Source organism: Streptomyces sp. NPDC002868 (assembly GCF_055563295.1).
This window is the reverse complement of sequence record NZ_JBVHDR010000002.1, coordinates 713,791-733,144: the sequence shown is the minus strand read 5'-3', so window position 1 is coordinate 733,144 and position 19,354 is coordinate 713,791. Positions and strand designations below refer to the sequence as shown.

16 protein-coding genes are annotated in these 19,354 nt (G+C 70.9%); 13 read left to right on the top strand and 3 right to left on the bottom strand.

Annotated features, from left to right (window positions below; translation table 11 throughout):
• The first annotated feature begins 43 nt into the window (after positions 1–43).
• From ACZ3H8_RS09275 to sucD, 4 genes are all read left to right on the top strand, one after another.
• Positions 44–868, top strand: a complete 825-nt coding sequence (locus ACZ3H8_RS09275) for a hypothetical protein (protein WP_467399365.1) — start codon at positions 44–46, stop codon at positions 866–868.
• Positions 869–975: 107 nt separating this feature from the next.
• Positions 976–1,992, top strand: coding sequence for a hypothetical protein (locus ACZ3H8_RS09270; RefSeq protein WP_467399363.1), 1,017 nt, complete (start codon positions 976–978; stop codon positions 1,990–1,992).
• A gap of 324 nt (positions 1,993–2,316) precedes the next feature.
• Positions 2,317–3,495 carry an ADP-forming succinate--CoA ligase subunit beta gene (gene sucC, locus ACZ3H8_RS09265; RefSeq protein ID WP_467399361.1) on the top strand — a complete coding sequence of 393 codons (1,179 nt, stop codon included), beginning with the start codon at positions 2,317–2,319 and terminating at the stop codon, positions 3,493–3,495.
• A 22-nt stretch (positions 3,496–3,517) separates the two neighbouring features.
• Positions 3,518–4,402, top strand: a complete 885-nt coding sequence (gene sucD, locus ACZ3H8_RS09260) for a succinate--CoA ligase subunit alpha (RefSeq protein WP_307661600.1) — start codon at positions 3,518–3,520, stop codon at positions 4,400–4,402.
• Positions 4,403–4,497: 95 nt separating this feature from the next.
• Here sucD and ACZ3H8_RS09255 read toward each other — a convergent pair whose 3' ends face one another.
• Positions 4,498–5,658: a sigma factor-like helix-turn-helix DNA-binding protein gene (locus ACZ3H8_RS09255; protein WP_467399358.1), complete on the bottom strand. Its 1,161-nt coding sequence runs from the start codon at positions 5,656–5,658 to the stop codon at positions 4,498–4,500.
• Positions 5,659–5,783: 125 nt separating this feature from the next.
• Between ACZ3H8_RS09255 and ACZ3H8_RS09250 the strand changes: the two genes are divergently transcribed.
• Positions 5,784–7,490 carry a cell division protein PerM gene (locus tag ACZ3H8_RS09250; RefSeq protein ID WP_467399979.1) on the top strand — a complete coding sequence of 569 codons (1,707 nt, stop codon included), beginning with the start codon at positions 5,784–5,786 and terminating at the stop codon, positions 7,488–7,490.
• Here ACZ3H8_RS09250 and ACZ3H8_RS09245 read toward each other — a convergent pair.
• Positions 7,480–8,274 carry a hypothetical protein gene (locus ACZ3H8_RS09245; protein WP_467399355.1) on the bottom strand — a complete coding sequence of 265 codons (795 nt, stop codon included), beginning with the start codon at positions 8,272–8,274 and terminating at the stop codon, positions 7,480–7,482. The two genes, ACZ3H8_RS09250 and ACZ3H8_RS09245, sit on opposite strands and share 11 nt — an antisense overlap.
• A gap of 276 nt (positions 8,275–8,550) precedes the next feature.
• Between ACZ3H8_RS09245 and purN the strand changes: the two genes are divergently transcribed.
• Positions 8,551–9,186 (top strand): phosphoribosylglycinamide formyltransferase, encoded by a 636-nt coding sequence (gene purN, locus ACZ3H8_RS09240; protein WP_467399353.1) that lies wholly within the window; start codon positions 8,551–8,553, stop codon positions 9,184–9,186.
• The gene (gene purH / locus ACZ3H8_RS09235) at positions 9,183–10,751 is read left to right on the top strand and encodes a bifunctional phosphoribosylaminoimidazolecarboxamide formyltransferase/IMP cyclohydrolase (RefSeq protein ID WP_467399350.1); all 1,569 of its coding nucleotides are present in this window, start codon (positions 9,183–9,185) and stop codon (positions 10,749–10,751) included. The genes purN and purH overlap by 4 nt, the downstream gene beginning before the upstream one ends.
• 119 nt (positions 10,752–10,870) lie before the next feature.
• On the opposite strand, the gene ACZ3H8_RS09230 is transcribed toward purH, so the two are convergent.
• Positions 10,871–11,494, bottom strand: coding sequence for a hypothetical protein (locus ACZ3H8_RS09230; RefSeq protein WP_467399348.1), 624 nt, complete (start codon positions 11,492–11,494; stop codon positions 10,871–10,873).
• 288 nt (positions 11,495–11,782) lie between these two features.
• Between ACZ3H8_RS09230 and ACZ3H8_RS09225 the strand changes: the two genes are divergently transcribed.
• The 6 genes from ACZ3H8_RS09225 to ACZ3H8_RS09200 all read left to right on the top strand — a co-directional run bounded on the left by ACZ3H8_RS09225 (position 11,783) and on the right by ACZ3H8_RS09200 (position 19,344).
• Positions 11,783–12,649, top strand: coding sequence for a bifunctional methylenetetrahydrofolate dehydrogenase/methenyltetrahydrofolate cyclohydrolase (locus ACZ3H8_RS09225; RefSeq protein WP_307661593.1), 867 nt, complete (start codon positions 11,783–11,785; stop codon positions 12,647–12,649).
• 18 nt (positions 12,650–12,667) lie between these two features.
• Positions 12,668–13,549 (top strand): DUF3017 domain-containing protein, encoded by an 882-nt coding sequence (locus tag ACZ3H8_RS09220; RefSeq protein WP_467399344.1) that lies wholly within the window; start codon positions 12,668–12,670, stop codon positions 13,547–13,549.
• 78 nt (positions 13,550–13,627) lie between these two features.
• Complete coding sequence (locus ACZ3H8_RS09215) at positions 13,628–14,848, top strand: NADP-dependent isocitrate dehydrogenase (RefSeq protein WP_467399342.1); 1,221 nt, start codon at positions 13,628–13,630, stop codon at positions 14,846–14,848.
• 309 nt (positions 14,849–15,157) lie between these two features.
• Positions 15,158–16,213, top strand: a complete 1,056-nt coding sequence (locus ACZ3H8_RS09210; protein WP_467399339.1) for an XRE family transcriptional regulator — start codon at positions 15,158–15,160, stop codon at positions 16,211–16,213.
• Between the two features lie 217 nt (positions 16,214–16,430).
• Positions 16,431–17,420: a malate dehydrogenase gene (locus tag ACZ3H8_RS09205; protein ID WP_467399337.1), complete on the top strand. Its 990-nt coding sequence runs from the start codon at positions 16,431–16,433 to the stop codon at positions 17,418–17,420.
• 430 nt (positions 17,421–17,850) lie between these two features.
• A complete protein-coding gene (locus tag ACZ3H8_RS09200) occupies positions 17,851–19,344 on the top strand; it encodes an aldehyde dehydrogenase family protein (RefSeq protein ID WP_467399335.1) in 1,494 nt (497 codons plus the stop codon).
• The last annotated feature ends 10 nt before the right edge of the window (positions 19,345–19,354 follow it).

Genomic DNA, 19,354 nt, shown 5'->3' with positions numbered 1-19,354 from the left:
GCGGAAGGTCCACTTCCGCCAACCTCGGGAAGGCTCCTTCACCGTGACTGCCGCAGCTGCTCGTTCTGCTGCTGTCCTGTGCGCACTGCGCCGGGCAGCCGGTGAGCGGCGTGCGCTGCGGGTGATGCTGTTCCTCGGGGGTCTGCTGACGGTCGGTTTCCTCTACGGCGGACAGGCGCAGGCGGCCGAGCTGCCGGATCCGGTGCGGAGCTCCCAGGCGCCCGCCGACACCGAGGTGAGCGACCCGGCATCGACCCGGCCGGTCCCGGCGCGGGAACTGCGGCGCGCGGCAACGGACTCCGTCGACGCGGCGACGTCCATTGCGCCGGTGCGATCCGTACGCGAGGTGCTTCAGCCGGCCGCGGGCACTGTGGCGGATGTCGTAGGGCCGGTGGTCGAGCCGGTGACCGGCACACCGGGCGAGTTCCTTCCCGTACCGCCGCCGTCTGCCGGCGGCGGTACAGACCCCGGACAGCCGCAAGGTCCCGCCGACCGGCTCGTGGACGAGTCCCCGGCCGGGTTCACGGCCAAGCCCTCCTCGGGCGAGGCGGACCCGGCCCGGCCGTCCGGCGCAACCGTTGCCGCGGCCGGTGGGTACGACGGTGGCCTCGGCCGGCACCTCGGTGAAGTCCCGCACGCGCAGCCCGCGTCGGCACCCGCGCCCGCTCAAGTCCCCGGCACGCCCTGCAACTCCACGCCCGGCGCGCTGCAGCAGTCCACCGAGACGCATATCCCGCGTACGGGAGACCAGCCCGCGGCGGTGAGTGCGTACGACAGTCCGTACGCGCTCGTCTCCGGCGCGGTCCGGGCGGCGGCGGATGCGCCGACTCGCGAACGACCCCGCGACATCCTCGAATTCCCCGGCTAGGGCAGTCCTTTCCCCGCTCAAGACCTGCCGCGCGGGGGCGGGACAGGTCTGCCCGCCAACCGGACAGTTCCGGACAGCCGAACTCATTCGAAGGATTCGACTCAAGCATGCACAAGAATATTCGCCGTTCTATAGCTGTCGCCGCCACGGCCGGCGGCATGTGGGCCATCGGCACCGCCGCGGCCGGCGCCGACGAGGTGCACGTCTCCGTACCGCTCTCCACGCCCGACCAGGCGGCCGACGCCGTCCAGGACGCCAAGGGTGCCGCCTCCGACGCGCGCTCCACCGCTACGGGTGCGGTCACCCAGGCCAAGGGCAAGGCGACGGGCACGGCTGCGCAGGCTCAGCGCACCGCTACGGGTGCGGTCACCCAGGCCAAGGGCAAGGCCACCGGTACGGGTGCGGTCACCCAGGCCAAGGGCAAGGCCACCGGTACGGCCGCGCAGGCTCAGCGCACCGCCGCCGGCACCGCCGCCCAGGCCCAGGGCAACGCCCAGTCCGCTGCCCGCACCGACGTCCAGGGCGAGATCGACTACCTCTTCGGCCCGCTCTCGGCCTTCGCGCACGAGCTGGAGCAGGCCCCGGCCCAGGCCCAGTACCGGGCCCAGGGCGCTGTCGCCGACGCCACTCCGGTCGTCGACGCCGCCGCTCAGGACGTTCTGCCGCCCATCGCGGGCCGGGCCGTCAACGGCGTCGTCCCGGTCGCCGGTCAGGCGGTCGGTGACGTCGGCGGCCTCGCCCAGGGCGTGGCCGCCGACGTGACGCCGTTCGCCGGCGGTGTCGTCAGCGAGGTCCAGCCGTTCGCCGGCGGCGTCGTCTCCGACGTCCAGCCCTTCGCGGGCGGTGTCGTCGGCTCGGTCCAGCCGCTCGTCCACACGCTGGTCGATCACGTGGCGCCGGTCGCGTACGGCGTCGGCGGCAGCGCCGGCTCCCTCGCGCACGGTGTCGTCGGCGACGTGACGCCGTTCGCGGGCGGTGTGGTCTCCGAGGTCCAGCCGTTCGCGCAGGACCTGACCGGCACGGTCACCGCGGCCCCGCTCGCCGGCAACGCCGTTTCCGGCATCCAGGGCGCGGCTTCCTCTGTCACTCCGGGTTACGCGTCGCACCTGACGCAGGGCATCTGACACAGAACGTATGACGCAGAACGTCTGACAGGCGGGTCGGAAGTTACGCGGTTCTACGGAGCTCCACGGGCGGTCCTCATTGGGGTGGGGACCGCCCGGTTCCGTTTCCGGCACAGCCGCCGGGTGCGATCTGTGACTGTTATCACCGCCCAGGTGTGAGCTGCGATTTAGGGACCTACGGCCCACGGGGATAACCTGCGAGACGGACATGCCGCGGCCACGGACACCGTGTACGCCTCCCTTGTGACAGCGCAGTCACGTTGCCCTTCGCGGCACGCCCACGCAGACAACGAACCGCGATCATCAGAAAAGGGACGGACGCGCGTGGACCTGTTCGAGTACCAGGCGAGGGACCTCTTCGCCAAGCACGGTGTACCGGTGCTGGCCGGTGAAGTCATCGACACGCCTGAGGCGGCGCGCGCGGTGACCGAGCGTCTGGGCGGCCGGTCGGTCGTCAAGGCGCAGGTGAAGGTCGGCGGCCGCGGCAAGGCGGGCGGCGTCAAGCTGGCCTCCGACCCGGACGACGCGGTCGAGAAGGCCGGTCAGATCCTCGGCATGGACATCAAGGGCCACACGGTCCACAAGGTGATGCTGGCCGAGACGGCGCCTGAGATCGCCGAGGAGTACTACGTCTCGTACCTCCTCGACCGCACCAACCGCACCTTCCTGGCCATGGCCTCCGTCCAGGGCGGCGTGGAGATCGAGGTCGTCGCGGAGGAGAACCCCGAGGCCCTCGCGAAGATCCCGGTCAACGCCAACGAGGGTGTCGACCTGGAGAAGGCCCGCGAGATCGTCGCGGCCGCGAAGTTCCCGGCCGATGTCGCCGACCAGGTCGCCGACATCCTGGTGACCCTGTGGAAGACCTTCATCGCCGAGGACGCGCTCCTCGTCGAGGTCAACCCGCTGGCCAAGGTCGCCGACGGCCGTGTCATCGCGCTCGACGGCAAGGTCTCGCTCGATGAGAACGCGGACTTCCGTCAGCCCGAGCACGCGGCGCTCGAGGACAAGGACGCAGCCAACCCGCTCGAGGCTGCGGCCAAGGCCAAGAACCTCAACTACGTCAAGCTCGACGGCGAGGTCGGCATCATCGGCAACGGCGCGGGTCTGGTCATGTCGACCCTCGACGTCGTCGCGTACGCCGGTGAGAACCACGGCGGCGTGAAGCCCGCCAACTTCCTCGACATCGGCGGCGGCGCCTCCGCCGAGGTCATGGCGAACGGCCTCGAGATCATCCTCGGCGACCCGGACGTCAAGTCCGTCTTCGTCAACGTCTTCGGTGGCATCACCGCGTGCGACGAGGTCGCCAACGGCATCGTGCAGGCCCTGGCGCTGCTCAAGTCCAAGGGCGAGGACGTCACCAAGCCGCTGGTCGTGCGGCTCGACGGCAACAACGCGGAGCTGGGTCGCAAGATCCTTTCCGACGCCAACCACCCGCTCGTGCAGCGTGTGGACACCATGGACGGCGCGGCCGACAAGGCCGCCGAGCTCGCGGCTGCGAAGTAAGGGAAGAGGGACTCCAGAAACCATGGCTATCTTCCTCACCAAGGACAGCAAGGTCATCGTCCAGGGCATGACCGGCGCCACGGGCATGAAGCACACCAAGCTCATGCTGAACGACGGCACCAACATCGTCGGTGGCGTGAACCCGCGCAAGGCGGGCACGACCGTCGACTTCGACGGCACCGAGGTGCCGGTCTTCGGTTCCGTCGCCGAGGCGATGGAGAAGACCGGGGCCGACGTCTCCGTCCTCTTCGTGCCGCCGGCCTTCGCCAAGGCCGCCGTCGTCGAGGCGATCGACGCTGAGATCGGCCTCGCGGTCGTCATCACCGAGGGCATCGCGGTCCACGACTCCGCCGCCTTCTGGGCGTACGCGACCGCCAAGGGCAACAAGACCCGGATCATCGGTCCGAACTGCCCCGGCCTGATCACCCCCGGCCAGTCCAACGCCGGCATCATCCCGGGCGACATCACCAAGCCCGGCCGCATCGGTCTCGTGTCCAAGTCCGGCACGCTGACCTACCAGATGATGTACGAGCTCCGTGACATCGGCTTCTCCTCGGCCGTCGGCATCGGTGGCGACCCGGTCATCGGCACGACCCACATCGACGCGCTGGCGGCCTTCGAGGCCGACCCGGAGACCGAGCTGATCGTGATGATCGGCGAGATCGGCGGCGACGCCGAGGAGCGCGCGGCGGACTTCATCGCGAAGAACGTCACCAAGCCGGTCGTCGGTTACGTCGCGGGCTTCACCGCCCCCGAGGGCAAGACCATGGGCCACGCCGGCGCCATCGTCTCCGGCTCCTCCGGCACGGCCGCGGCGAAGAAGGAGGCCCTCGAGGCCGCGGGCGTCAAGGTCGGCAAGACGCCGACCGAGACGGCCAAGCTGGCGCGCGAGATCCTGGGCGCCTGACCTTCGCGGTAGGTACATCACGTACGAGTGGGCCCGCACCTCCAGGTGAATCCTGTGAGGTGCGGGCCCACTCGCGTACTCAGTTACTGACCTGGTCAGCGCACCTGGGGCAGGAGTCGTTCGGGACCGTACGCCGGCTCGGCGAGCAGCTTCGCGCGCAGTTCCATGACCCGCGGGGTCAGCGGCTGCGGCCCGCTGTGCGGCGGTACGCCGCCGACCTGCTGCCCGGGGGCGAGCGGCGGTTCGTACCGCGTCGGCGCGGTGGCCAGGGTGTAGGCCGTGGCGCCGATGATCAGTGTGGTGACCGTGATGGCGGCTCGCGTCCAGAACCGGGCCCGGCGCTCGCAGCCCGTACGTACCGCTCTGGCGGCGCTCAGCCGCGGCACCGGGCCGTCATTCGCGAGGGCCGTGAGCTGCTCCTGCAGCGTTTCGGGCACGCCGAACTCCGGCACCCGCTCGGCGATGGCTGCCCGGGCCTGCATCAGGCGGTTGGCCGCGGCGGGCGTACTCGCCTCCGTCTCGGCGGCCGTCTCGGGGAGATCGAGGCCGAGGCCGTCGTAGAGCAGCAGTGTGCGGCGGTACGACGGGGGAAGTTCCAGCAGCGCGTCGAGCAGCCGGCGCCGGTCCCCCTCGACGCGAGGGAAGTCGGGGTGCCGGTGGACGGGCCGTAGCCGCTGCCAGGGGGACATGGCGTATTCGTACGCGGCGGCCCGTACCCAGCCCGCGGGGTCCGGGTCGACGGCGACCTTTGGCCACTGCTGCCAGGCGAGATGGAAGGCGCGCTCGACCGACTCGTGGGAGAGCCGGAGCCGGCCGGTGAGCAGGTAGGCCTGGCGTACGAGTGCGGGGGCGGCGTAAGCGTAGAGGGCGTCGAAGGCCTCGGCGGGGGTGAACTCGGGGAGTGCCGGCGGTTCCGGTGGCTTCTGCGGCGGGGCCTGCCGTTCGGCCGCGTGCTTGGTGGCGGGTTCGGGCTGCCAGGCGGACAATTCGCTGGAGTCCCTGGATTCCCAGAACTCCCTGGACCCCCCGGACTCCCTGGTCCTCTCGGCAGAGTCTGCGAGCAGCCTCGCGTACAGCTCGCGGTTGCGCCCCCGTGGGCTGCTGCGGCCGGTCTCCCAGGACCTGATCGTCGCCCGCGTGACGCCGACCACGCTCGCGGCCTCCTCCTCGCTCAGGAACTTCGCCTCGCGCAGCCTGCGCCGTTCCATGGGGGAGGGCAGCGGGGCGGGTACGGAGCGTGTGGTGCTCTGAGTCATGAAGGGCTCCCGTCAGCACTCCACTCGACGAGAAAGTACATAAACGTATATTGAACGACACAGCGGGTGATCGCCTGTTACACGACTACGGCGCGTGTCGTTGGCAGCATGGCCGCGTGACTCAAATGACCGATCACACCCCTTCTGTGCCGCAGACTCCGGTCCCCGTGCAGGGCGGCCCTGTGCCTGCCCTGGCAGCGTCCTTCGTGCGCGGGGCGACCGCGGCGGGGCTCGGGCTGGGCGGGCTCGCGCTTGTGGTGATGGTGCTGTGGATCAGCTCTCCGTACCCGGACAGCGGTCCCGATGGGGCGCTGCACCTCGTCGCCGGGCTGTGGCTGATGGCCCACGGCACCGAGTTCGTACGCGCCGGCACGCTCTCCGGGGCCCCGGCGCCGGTGGGGGTCGTGCCGCTGCTGTTCGTCGCGCTTCCTGCCTGGCTGGTGCACCGGGCGGCGCGCGATGCGCTGGAGCTGGGGGAGGGGCGGCTGCGGCCGTCGGCGCCGGGTGCGCTGTGCGCGGTGACCGCGGGATATCTCCTGGTCGGCATTGCTGCGGCGGTCTACACAGCGGGCGGGCCGCTGGCGCCGGATCCGGTGAGCGCGCTGTTCCATGTGCCGCTGGTGACGGCGCTCGCGGCGGCGGCCGGGGTGTGGACGGGGAGCGGCAGCCCGCGCGAGCCGCTGCCCGCCTGGCTGCCCGGGCGGCTACGGGTGGCGCTCGCCCGTACCGGGGCGGGCGTCGCACCGCGGTCCGCCGCGGCGGGGGCGATGGCGCTGCTGGGCGGCGGGGCGCTGCTGGTCGCGGTGTCGCTGGTGTGGCACTCCGACGCGACGCAGGATTCGTTCCTGCGCCTGGCGGAGCCGTGGTCGGGGCGGCTCGCGGTGCTGCTGCTGGGGTTCGCGCTGGTGCCGAACGCGGCGGTGTGGGGTGCGGCGTACGGGCTCGGGCCGGGTTTCGCGCTCGGTACGGGTGCGACGGCGACCCCGCTCGCGCTGGCCGGGGACCCGGCGCTGCCGCACTTCCCGCTGCTGGCCGCGGTCCCGGGTGAGGGGCGGGGGATGCCGCTGCACTGGGCTGCGGTGGCTGTGCCGGTGGTGGCGGGGGTGGTGATCGCGTGGTTCACGGTACGGGCGGCGGCGCCGCGGCACGGGGCACGGGAGACCGCGTGGGGCGTGCGCGGGACCGCGCTGGCGGCGCTCCTGGGTGCGGTGGGCTGCGGGGGCCTGACGGCCCTGATGGCGGCGGCCGCGGGCGGCCCGATGGGCACGGGCCGGCTGGCGGCGTTCGGCCCGGTGTGGTGGCTGACGGGGCTGGCGGCGCTGGCATGGACGGCGGGTATCGGGGTGCCCGGGGCGCTGGGGGTGCGGGCGTGGCGGGTGCGGGTGCCGGGGCGCTGGTGGAGGCGCGGGGCGGTGGAGCCGGTGCCGGAGTCGGTGCCGGAGTCGGTGCCGGAGTCGGCCCCGGAAGCTGCGGCACCGGTGCCTGCGGTGCCCGCACCTGCCGGGCCGCCGGAGCCGGACGACGGGGCGTCGGAGCCGGACGACGGGGCGCCGGAGGCGTACGACTTCCTGCCGTCGGGTTCCTGGGCCGAGAGGGAGGGCCAGGAGGATCGGCAGGCGGCGCTCAAGGAGGCGTCGGGGGGTCTGACGGCGGTGTTTCAGCCGGTGGTGACGCCGGAGCCGGAGCCGGAGGGGGAACGGGAGTCGGAGTTGCCGGATCCGGCGCTGCCCGCGGCGCCGGCCGCAAAGGAGCCGGGGGCCGCAGAGGAGGCGCCGGGGGAGGGGGCCGAACCCCCACCCCCCGGTGAACCGCCCGGGCGGGCTACTCCTTGACGCCGATCAAGCCCCGCAGCGGATCCGGGAGCAGGTCGTTGCAGGCGAGTTGGCCCGACTTCGTCAGGGCGTCGTTCACGCAGGTGTAGTAGTCCCGGTAGACGAGCTGCGCCGTGAACGACGCCGCCACGATCACCAGCGCGATGCTCGCCATCACCAGGCCGCTCAGAGCCGCCGTCAGCTGGGGCTTGTTCGGGGACGTCGGCGGCGTCGGGCGTGCGGGCGGGGGTGCCGTCACCGCGTCCGTTGCGGGGCGGTGGGGCTTGGCGCGCAGGGAGCTGATGCTCCAGTACAGCGCCAGCGCGCCCAGCAGCAGCGCGATCTCCGGGAGTTCGAACAGCGCGAAGAAGAACGCCCACATGCCCGACAGCAGCGCATAACGCGCCCTGCGCTGGGCCGGGTCCGTCGGGTCCCAGCGGAGGCCGCCGGGGGAGCCGCCGTCCTGGCCCTGCCGGCCGCCGCCGTCCTGGCCGTTCTCGCCGCCGGGGCGGCCGCCGAAGCCACCGCCCGAGGAGCGGCCCGGCTGGCGGCTGCTCCACTGGCTGCCCCAGCCGGAGCCGTCACCGCCCGAGGAGCCCGAGGATCCGGAAGAGCCCGACCCGGCGGAGCCCGACGAGTCGGACGAGGAGGAGTCGTCGGAGTTGTCGCCGTCGTTCGCTGGGCGGCGCGGCTGCCAGGGCTGGTCCGGCCTGCCCTCCGGCGGCGGCGCGAAGGGGTTGTTGTCGTCCGTGGACTGGCGCTCCCGCGGCAACAGGAGGTCCGTACGGCGGCGTCGGTCCGGCATGTGGTGAACGTCTTCCCCTCAGACCCAGCGCACATGGGGTCTTGTGTCGTAGTGCCCGTCAGGGGACGGGACCTGTCCCCAGACGCTACCTCCCGGGCACGCCCCCGTCCCGTGGGGGCGGTTCTGTGTGCCGGTATCGTTGCTGACGGTCGGCCCCTTCGTAGAGTTCCCCTATTGAGGGGCGCGATTCGTTCGTACGACCACACAAAGCCGCACAGTAAGCGGCACAGTAAGCGGCACAGCAAGCCGCACCGCACCGCGAGAAAGAGACCCGACGTGGCCTCCCCGCCCCCCTCCCGCAGTCCTGCACGCCTTGTCGTTCTGGTCTCCGGGTCCGGTACGAACCTCCAGGCCCTGCTCGAGGCGATCGACGAGGATCCGCAGGGCTTCGGTGCCCGTGTCGTCGCCGTCGGGGCCGACCGGGACGGGATCGCCGGTCTCGAGCGCGCCGAGCGCGCCGGGCTGCCCACCTTCGTGTGCAAGGTGAAGGACTACGAGACCCGCGACGCCTGGGATCTCGCACTCACCGAGGCCACCGCCGCGTACGAACCGGATCTGGTCGTCTCGGCCGGCTTCATGAAGATCGTGGGGAAGGAATTCCTCGCCCGCTTCGGCGGCCGCTGCGTCAATACGCATCCCGCCCTGCTGCCCAGCTTCCCCGGGGCCCACGGCGTGCGCGACGCGCTCGCGTACGGCGCCAAGGTCACCGGGTGCACCGTCCACTTCGTCGACGACGGCGTCGACACCGGCCCGATCATCGCGCAGGGCGTGGTCGAGGTACGGGACGAGGACGACGAAGCCGCTCTCCATGAGCGCATCAAGGAAGTCGAGCGACGGCTGCTCGTCGAGGTCGTGGGGCGTCTGGCCCGTAACGGCTACCGCATTGAGGGACGAAAGGTAGTTTTCCCGTGACTGTTGAGGCTGCTGCGAAGCGAGCCGTCCGGCGAGCGCTGGTCAGTGTGTATGACAAGACGGGTCTTGAGGAGCTCGCCCGCGGGCTGCACGAGGCGGGCGTGGAGCTGGTCTCCACCGGCTCGACCGCCGCGAAGATCGCAGCGGCCGGGGTGCCGGTCACCAAGGTCGAGGAGCTCACCGGCTTCCCCGAGTGTCTGGACGGCCGGGTCAAGACTCTGCACCCGCGCGTGCACGCCGGGATCCTCGCCGACCTGAGGCTCGAGTCGCACCGTGAGCAGCTCGCCGAGCTGGGCGTGGAGCCCTTCGGCCTCGTCGTCGTGAATCTGTATCCCTTCCAGGAGACCGTCCGCTCCGGCGCGGCCCCCGACGAGTGCGTCGAGCAGATCGACATCGGCGGCCCGTCGATGGTCCGCGCGGCGGCGAAGAATCATCCGTCGGTCGCGGTTGTCACCAGCCCGGCGCGGTACGGCGATGTGCTCGACGCCGTCAAGACCGGCGGCTTCGACCTGGCCGCGCGCAAGCGCCTGGCGGCGGAAGCGTTCCAGCACACCGCCGCGTACGACGTGGCCGTCGCGTCCTGGTTCACCAACGCGTACGCCCCCGAGGAGGGCGCGACCCTGCCGGAGTTCCTGGCCGGCGCGTGGGAGCGCAAGGCCACCCTCCGGTACGGCGAGAACCCCCACCAGGCCGCCGCGCTCTACACCGACGGGCAGCCGGGCGGGCTCGCCAACGCCGAGCAGCTGCACGGCAAGGAGATGTCCTTCAACAACTACGTGGACACCGAGGCGGCGCGCCGTGCCGCCTTCGACCACGAGGAGCCGTGCGTCGCGATCATCAAGCACGCCAACCCGTGCGGCATCGCGGTCGGCGCGGACGTCGCCGAGGCGCACCGCAAGGCGCACGCTTGCGACCCGCTCTCCGCGTTCGGCGGCGTGATCGCCGTCAACCGCCCGGTCAGCGTGGCGATGGCCGAACAGGTGGCGGACATCTTCACCGAGGTCATCGCCGCACCGGCGTACGAGGACGGAGCGGTCGAGGTCCTGGCCCGGAAGAAGAACATCCGCGTCCTGCAGGTCGACGGCACCCCGCTGCAGCCCGGCGACCTCAAGCCGGTCTCCGGCGGTGCGCTGCTCCAGGAGTCCGACGCCTTCCAGGCGGAGGGCGACGACCCGGCCAATTGGACGCTCGCCACGGGCGAGGCGCTGTCCGGCGATCAGCTGGCGGAGCTCGCCTTCGCCTGGAAGGCCTGCCGCGCGGTGAAGTCGAACGCGATTCTGCTCGCGAAGGACGGCGCGTCCGTGGGCGTGGGCATGGGCCAGGTCAACCGCGTCGACTCCGCGAAGCTCGCGGTGGAGCGCGCGGGGGCGGAGCGCGCGCACGGCTCGTATGCCGCGTCCGACGCGTTCTTCCCGTTCCCCGACGGCCTGGAGATCCTGCTCGCGGCGGGCGTCAAGGCGGTGGTGCAGCCGGGCGGTTCGGTGCGGGACGAGCTGGTGGTGGAGGCGGCGAAGAAGGCGGGAGTGACGATGTACTTCACGGGTACGCGGCACTTCTTCCACTGACTCGACCGGCCCGGGCTGGCCTGACGTGAACTGTCCGGCCCGGCGCCGCCCGAAATGGCCGAAGGCCGTAAACCCCCGCCGGGCGGCGGGGGTTTACGGCCTTCGTGCGGCGGGCGCGATCAGGCGCGCGGCCGCTGGAACCACTCGGCGGTCGCCTTCTTCGACGCGAACACGATCAGCAGGATCGCCACGATGAACGTGATGATGCCGACCGGGATCGTGAAGATGCCGCTGATGATGGCGAACGCACCGTAGACGATGGAGCAGACGCGGACGCCGTTGGCGCCGCTGGCGTACTTCAGCGCCAGCACGAGGCCGAGCGCGGCGAACACCAGGGCGAGCACCATGAAGAAGCCGATGACGCCCTTGCCGAGGTCCGCGAACGTCTGGGCGTCGGAGCCGCTCAGACCGGCGTCGCCCGCCGCGTCGTCGAACTTCGACAAGGTGTAGGCGTAGATGCCGGTGACGATGACCTGGCAGACCACGATCACGTACAGGAAGATGCGGGCGGCCTTGGTGATGCCCGGCATCTCGGTGGGGCCGGTCGCGTAACCGCCGCCGTACGGCTGGAGGGGCGGGGCCTGCGGGTAGCCGTAACCGGGCTGACTCTGCGGCTGGGGCTGGCCATAGCCCGGCTGGCCCCCCTGGGGCTGACCGTAGCCCGGCTGGCCGCCCTGAGGCTGGCCGTAGCCCGGCTGGCCCTGCGGCTGGCCGTAAGGGTTGTTCGGGTCGCCGAAGCTCATGGCGGGTTTCCTCCGTTGGAAGTGCGGGGACGACGCGGTCCGAGCGCGGAGGAACGTCACAAGATCAGCGGTCTGCCCCCCAACACTGCCGCGGTACTGCGCGGCTCATCGTGGTATTAAGGTCGACATTTTGTCCAGTCGGCGGCCACATGTGTTGTGCAAGTGCAACCTCACGTTGTCCCTGCGGGGGCCGGGAGATGGCCGGGAGACGGCCGGAGGGCGGCCCGGTGGCGGGCCAGTGGCGGCCCGAATTGGAACCGGGGCGGGTCCATCCGCGAGGATGGGTCCATGACTGCCCAGATTCTCGATGGCAAGGCCACCGCAGCCGCGATCAAGTCCGACCTGACCGCCCGCGTGGCGGCCCTCAAGGAACGGGGTATCACGCCGGGCCTCGGGACCCTGCTCGTCGGGGACGACCCGGGCAGCCGCTGGTACGTCAACGGCAAGCACCGCGACTGCGCGGAGGTCGGCATCGCATCGATCCAGCGCGAACTGCCGGACACCGCCACCCAGGAGGAGATCGAGGCGGTTGTCCACGAGCTCAACGACAACCCCGAGTGCACGGGCTACATCGTCCAACTCCCGCTCCCCAAGGGCATCGATGCCAACCGTGTGCTGGAGCTGATGGACCCGGCCAAGGACGCGGACGGGCTGCACCCGATGAGCCTGGGCAGGCTGGTGCTGGGCGTGGAGGCGCCGCTGCCGTGCACTCCGTACGGAATCATCCAGCTGCTCCGTCACCACGGCGTCGAGATCAAGGGCGCGCACATCGTGGTCGTGGGGCGCGGCATCACCGTCGGCCGCTCGATCCCGCTGCTGCTGACCCGTAAGTCCGAGAACGCGACCGTGACGCAGTGCCACACCGGCACCCGCGATCTGGGCATGCATCTGCGGCAGGCCGACATCATCGTGTCGGCGGCCGGGGTACGGCACATCATCAAGCCGGAGGACGTCAAGCCGGGCGCGGCCGTGCTCGACGTCGGCGTCAGCCGCGACGAGAACGGCAAGATCGCCGGAGACGTCCACCCGGGCGTCGCCGAGGTGGCCGGCTGGATCTCACCGAACCCGGGCGGCGTCGGCCCGATGACCCGCGCGCAGCTGCTGGTCAACGTCGTCGAGGCGGCCGAGCGCGCCGCCGTCGCCGCCGCGGGCTGACCGGGAAGGCTGAAGCCCATGGGCGTACGCACGAACGACGAAGCGGGGGCGGACGACCGCGGTGCGGCTGCGCCGCTTGCAGAGGGCGCGGCCTCTGCCGCCGGCAGCGCAGGGGCCACCGAACCGGCGGCCGCCCCCGAGCCGGGGGCGGAGGACCGGGCCGCCGGTAACGCCGACGGCCGGGACGCCACTGAACCGGCCTCCACCGACGCCGACGGCCGGGACGCCACTGAACCTTCCGCCACCGACGCCGACGGCCAAGACGCCACCGAACCGTCGGCCGCCCCCGACGCCAACGGTCAGACCGGCTCCCACCACAAGCGCACCGCCCCCGACGTCGGGGCCGCCGTCGCCGCCGCGCTCGCCGAGGCCGTCCACCCCCGGCCCGGCCGCCCGGACGCCGGCCACCAAAGCGGCATCGAGGGGCGTACCGCAGATACGGGGCACACCCCCGACGCCTCCCCGGACCATCGGACCGCGCAACCCGCCGCACCCGGCAAGGCCCCCTCCCGGCGGCCGCCATCCCTCACCCGGGACACCGCCCGGCCCGAGGGCGGCGGGCGGGCCGCTCCCGGTGGGGCTCCCGCGCCCGCGCGGCAGTGGCCGCTGCTCACGGTGCTCGCGCTCACCGGGCTCGGCGTCGTGGTCGTCGGCACCGACGCCTTCGCCGACGCCTTCCGGGTCGGCACCATCCTCATCGGCGTCGCCCTGCTCACGGGCGCCGTGCTGCGCCGGATGCTGCCCTCCGTGGGCATGCTGGCGGTGCGCTCCCGCTTCACCGACATGGTCACGTACGGAGTGCTCGGCGTCCTGATCGTCCTGCTCGCGCTGGTGACGCAGCCGAAGCCGTGGCTGGACGTTCCGTTCCTGGAGGACGCCGTGCACTTCACCGTGCGTTAGCCCGGCGTGGCCCACCTCGTCGAGTATCTTGATGACGAGATATCGGGATATATCGACGTGAGAGGGATGTTCCACCTCATGGCCAAGATCAAGGTTGCCAACCCCGTCGTCGAACTCGACGGCGACGAGATGACCCGCATCATCTGGTCCTTCATCAAGGACAAGCTGATCCTGCCGTACGTCGATGTCGAGCTTAAGTACTTCGACCTGGGTATCGAGCACCGCGACGCCACCAGCGACCAGGTGACCGTCGACGCCGCCAACGCCATCAAGAAGTACGGCGTCGGCGTCAAGTGCGCCACGATCACGCCCGACGAGGCGCGGGTCGATGAGTTCAACCTCAAAGCGATGTACCGCTCGCCGAACGGCACCATCCGCAACATCCTCGGCGGCGTGATCTTCCGAGAGCCGATCATCATGGAGAACGTGCCGCGGCTCGTCCCGGGCTGGACCAAGCCGATCGTCGTCGGCCGTCACGCCTTCGGCGACCAGTACCGCGCCACCGACCTGAAGGTCCCCGGCCCGGGCACGCTCACCATGACCTTCACCCCGAAGGACGGCTCCGAGCCGATCGAACTCGAGGTCCACGAGTTCCCGGACGCCGGTGTCGCGCTCGCCATGTACAACCACGACGAGTCGATCCGCGACTTCGCGCGCGCCTCGTTCCGGTACGGCCTGGCCCGTGAGTACCCGGTCTACATGTCCACGAAGAACACGATCCTCAAGAAGTACGACGGTCGCTTCAAGGACATCTTCCAGGAGATCTTCGACGCCGAGTTCAAGGCCGAGTTCGATGCCAAGGGCCTGACCTACGAGCACCGCCTCATCGACGACATGGTCGCCGCGGCGCTCAAGTGGGAGGGCGGCTACGTCTGGGCGTGCAAGAACTACGACGGCGACGTCCAGTCCGACATCGTCGCGCAGGGCTTCGGCTCGCTGGGCCTGATGACCTCGGTCCTGATGTCCCCCGACGGCAAGACCGTCGAGGCCGAGGCCGCGCACGGCACGGTCACCCGCCACTACCGCCAGCACCAGCAGGGCAAGGCGACCTCGACCAACCCGATCGCGTCGATCTTCGCCTGGACCCGTGGTCTTGCCCACCGCGGAAAGCTGGACAACACCCCCGAGGTCACCAGGTTCGCGGAGACCCTTGAGCAGGTCTGCATCGAGACAGTCGAGGCCGGCCAGATGACGAAGGACCTGGCACTGCTGATCTCCAAGGGCGCGCCGTGGCTGACCACGGAGCAGTTCCTGGACGTGCTCGACGCCAACCTGCAGAAGAAGATGGCGTCCGCCTGATCGAAACAGAACGGCGCCCGTCCTCTCCCCCGAGGGAGGACGGGCGCCGTCGTGTTTCCAGGGTCATGGACGCGCCAAGTGCGGACAAGGGACGCCAGGGGCCTGTGGCATGGAAGTGACGATTCCGCCACGGTTTGATCGTGCGCTACGGGCGGGACGGGGCGGTTGCGGTACGGGCGGGGCGCACGACAGGGCGTGCAGTCCATCCCGAATGCTCCCGTGCACGCCGATAACAGGAACTGACATCCTGGGCCTGAGCATCCCATTGGGTAGTCCGTTCGGGGGAAAAGGGGACAAGGGGGGAAGCACATGCCGCGTTGGAAGGCACTGCCGGAGGAACTCGACCCGCAGGTCCGGGAGTTCACCAGTCAGCTGCGCCGGCTTGTCGACCGCAGTCGGCTGAGCATTTCCGCCGTCGCGGACCGCACCGGATACAGCAAGACGTCGTGGGAGCGGTATCTGAACGGGCGGCTGCTCGCGCCCAAGGGCGCGATAGTCGCGCTGGCCGAGGTGACCGGGACGAACACGGGGCATCTGACCACCATGTGGGAGCTCGCGGAGCGCGCCTGGAGCCGTTCCGAGATGCGCCACGACATGACGATGGAGGCGTCGCGGATCTCCCAGGCGCGGGCGGCGCTCGGGGAGTTCGGCCCTGCGCAGGCAGTTGCCCCGGCAGGCCGACCGGGCGGCCTGTCGGCCGCGCCCGCGGAACCGAGTGGCCGCGACCTCGGCGGCCGGGACCCCGGCGGCGGGGAGCAGCCGCAGCGCCCGTACCCCTACATGTCGACGCAGAGCGGTCCCGGCCTCCCCGCGCCGCCGACCGCGCCGCTGGGCGATGACCCCTCCCCCGACCGCCAGGGAGGCGGCAAGCGCAAAGTCATCATGTTCTTCGCCGGCCTCGTCGGCGCGCTGCTGGTGATCGCCGCCGCCGTGCTCCTGACCGACCTCGGAGGGGACGGCACCGACGGCAAGCCCTCGGCCAAGCCCCCGCCGGCAGCCCCGACCACCAGCAGTCCGCAGCTGCCCGCGGGTGTGAAGTGCAGCGGCAAGGCATGCACGGGCCAGGACCCGGAAGCGATGGGCTGCGGCGGCGAGTTCGCCAAGACCGTCTCCTCCGCGACCGTCGGCAAGACCTTCGTCGAGGTCCGCTACAGCAAGACCTGCCAGGCGGCCTGGGCCCGTATCACCCAGGCGGCCCCCGGTGACGCGCTGCAGATCAGCGTGGCCGGCAAGGGCGGGCAGAACGAGCTCGTGAACGCGGACAACGACGCGTACACCCCGATGACCGCGGTGGCCGTACCGGCCGAGGCCAAGGCCTGCGCGACGCTCAAGACGGGGGTCACCGGCTGCACCGGGCAGCAGTGAGCCGCGCAACAAGGGGGCGGGGGAGTACGGGGTCGCGGGTCGGATAGCCTGACGCTGGATGTCTCTTCACGTCAAGATTCAGAACGTCCGTTCAGATCGTCCGTTCAGAACGTTCGGGCGTTCGGGCGTACGTTCAAAAGAGTACGGAACCGGTGCGAAGAGCCGTCCAGCACGAGGGGCAGGGACCCCCACCGCCAGCTGTCTTACGGAGATCGCCATGACCCGCACTCCCGTCAACGTCACCGTGACCGGCGCGGCCGGCCAGATCGGCTACGCGCTGCTCTTCCGCATCGCCTCCGGCCACCTGCTCGGCGCGGATGTGCCGGTCAAGCTGCGCCTTCTCGAAATCCCGCAGGGCCTCAAGGCCGCCGAGGGCACCGCCATGGAGCTCGACGACTGTGCCTTCCCGCTGCTGCGTGGCATCGACATCACCGACGACCCGAACGTCGCCTTCGACGGCGCGAACGTAGCCCTGCTCGTAGGTGCCCGTCCGCGGACCAAGGGCATGGAGCGCGGTGACCTCCTCTCCGCCAACGGCGGCATTTTCAAGCCGCAGGGCAAGGCCATCAACGACAACGCCGCGGACGACATCAAGGTCCTCGTCGTCGGAAACCCGGCCAACACCAACGCGCTGATCGCACAGGCCGCGGCCCCGGACGTACCGGCCGAGCGCTTCACCGCGATGACCCGCCTCGACCACAACCGCGCGATCTCGCAGCTCGCCCGGAAGACCGGCGCCGCCGTCACCGACATCAAGCGCCTCACCATCTGGGGCAACCACTCGGCGACCCAGTACCCGGACATCTTCCACGCGGAGATCGCCGGCAAGAACGCCGCCGAGGTCGTCAACGACGAGGCGTGGCTGGCCGACACCTTCATCCCGACCGTCGCCAAGCGCGGCGCCGCGATCATCGAGGCCCGCGGCGCGTCCTCGGCAGCCTCGGCCGCGAACGCCGCGCTCGACCACGTGTACACCTGGGTGAACGGCACCGCCGAGGGCGACTGGACCTCGATGGGCATTCCGTCGGACGGCTCGTACGGCGTGCCGGAGGGCCTGATCTCGTCCTTCCCGGTCACCACGAAGGACGGCAAGTACGAGATCGTCCAGGGCCTGGACATCAACGACTTCTCGCGTGCGCGGATCGACGCGTCGGTGAAGGAGCTGGAGGAGGAGCGCGCGGCGGTCCGCGAGCTCGGCCTCATCTGAGGCATCTGACCCGAACCGCCCCCGGCAGCCGACTGGCCGCCGGGGGCGGTTTCGTATCTCACGGAACTGCCGACAGGATTGCGCTGCCGACCCCCGATCTGCTGGTCGTCCAGCCGTACAGTCCTGGCGAGGACACCTGGCCGCTGTTCCTGAAGGAGTTCCGGGACGGCGCCGGAGGCAGGCAGCCGCAGTGACGGCAGGGTACGCGGGGGCAGGATTGCCGCGGGACGGTCAGCGGTTTCGCTCCGTGTGTCTGGTCGCGTGCACACCGCAACTCCCGAGACCGGAGTATGCCTGCCCCACCGCGGCGTAGTGATGCGGGCCACTTTGAGACAGCTAACGCGCATGCTTTCCGAACCCATGGGCAGGCGACCCGTCCGCTGGCGATCACCAGCGAGGCATATAACGGGAACGGAAGGTCAAACGCGACGTGTCGGCACAACAGACCATCCACGTGGGCGGAGAGTGGCGCGCAGCCGCCTCCGGCGCCGCGCGCGAGATACTCGACCCCGCTGACGCGACCGTCATGGCCGTCGTGGCGGAGGGCGGGGTCGAGGACACCGACGCCGCGATCGCCGCCGCGCGGGCGGCATTCGATCAGGGGGAGTGGCCCCGCACGCCGGTGGCCGAGCGGGCCGCGCTGCTGCGGCGGGCCGCGGACCTGTTGCAGCGCAACCGGGAAGCGCTCGGGCTGCTGGAGAGCCGGGATGCCGGGAAGACCGTCGAGGAAGGCCGAATCGACGTCGACTGCGTGAGTGACGCCTTCCGTTACTTCGCCGACCTCGTCATGAACGAGAGCGGCGGACGGGTCGTCGACGCCGGGTCCGACGATGTACACAGCGTGGTGGTGCATGAACCCGTTGGGGTCTGCGCACTGATCACGCCATGGAACTACCCACTCCTGCAAGCGAGTTGGAAGATTGCCCCGGCGCTTGCCGCGGGCAATACTTTTGTGATCAAGCCCAGTGAGATCACTCCGCTGACGACCGTCGAGCTGATCCAGCTGCTCGAGGAGGCGGGGCTGCCCGCCGGTGTGGCGAACGTCGTGACCGGCGCGGGCGACCCCGTAGGAGCCAGGCTCGCCGAGCATCCCGATGTGGATCTCGTCTCCTTCACCGGCGGGCTCACCAGCGGTACGAAGGTGATGCGCGCCGCCGCCGACAGCGTCAAGAAGGTCGCCCTCGAACTCGGCGGCAAGAATCCCAATGTCGTCTTCGCCGATGCGTGTGAAAGCGACGAGGGCTTTGACACCGCTGTGGATCAGGCTCTCAACGCCGCCTTCATTCACAGCGGGCAGGTCTGCTCAGCGGGGTCGCGGCTCATCATCGAGGAGTCGCTGCGCGAGCGCTTCGTCGGCGAACTCGCCCGCCGGGCCGAGAACATCCGCCTCGGACGCGGCACCGACACGGGTGTGGAGTGCGGGCCCCTCGTATCGCAGCAGCAGCTCGCGAAGACCGAGGAATACGTCGCCTCCGCCCTGGCCGAGGGCGCGGTGCTACGGGCCGGCGGGCGCAGGCCCGAAGGTGAGGGATACGAGGGGTACTTCTACCGGCCCACCGTCCTCGACCAGTGCCACCGCGGGATGCGCGTCGTACGCGAAGAGGTCTTCGGACCCGTCCTGACCGTCGAGACGTTCCGTACGGAGGACGAGGCCGTCGCCCTCGCCAACGACACCGAGTACGGGCTGGCCGGCGCGGTATGGACCGCCGATCCCGGGCGGGCGCGACGCGCCGCCGCGCGGCTGCGGCACGGGACCGTCTGGATCAATGACTTCCACCCCTACCTCCCGCAGGCGGAGTGGGGCGGATTCGGGAAGAGCGGCATCGGGCGCGAGCTGGGGCCCGCCGGGCTCGCCGAGTACCGAGAGGCCAAGCACATCTACCAGAACCTCGCCCCGCGCCCCGTGCGCTGGTTCGCGGGCTGAGCAGGGGTAG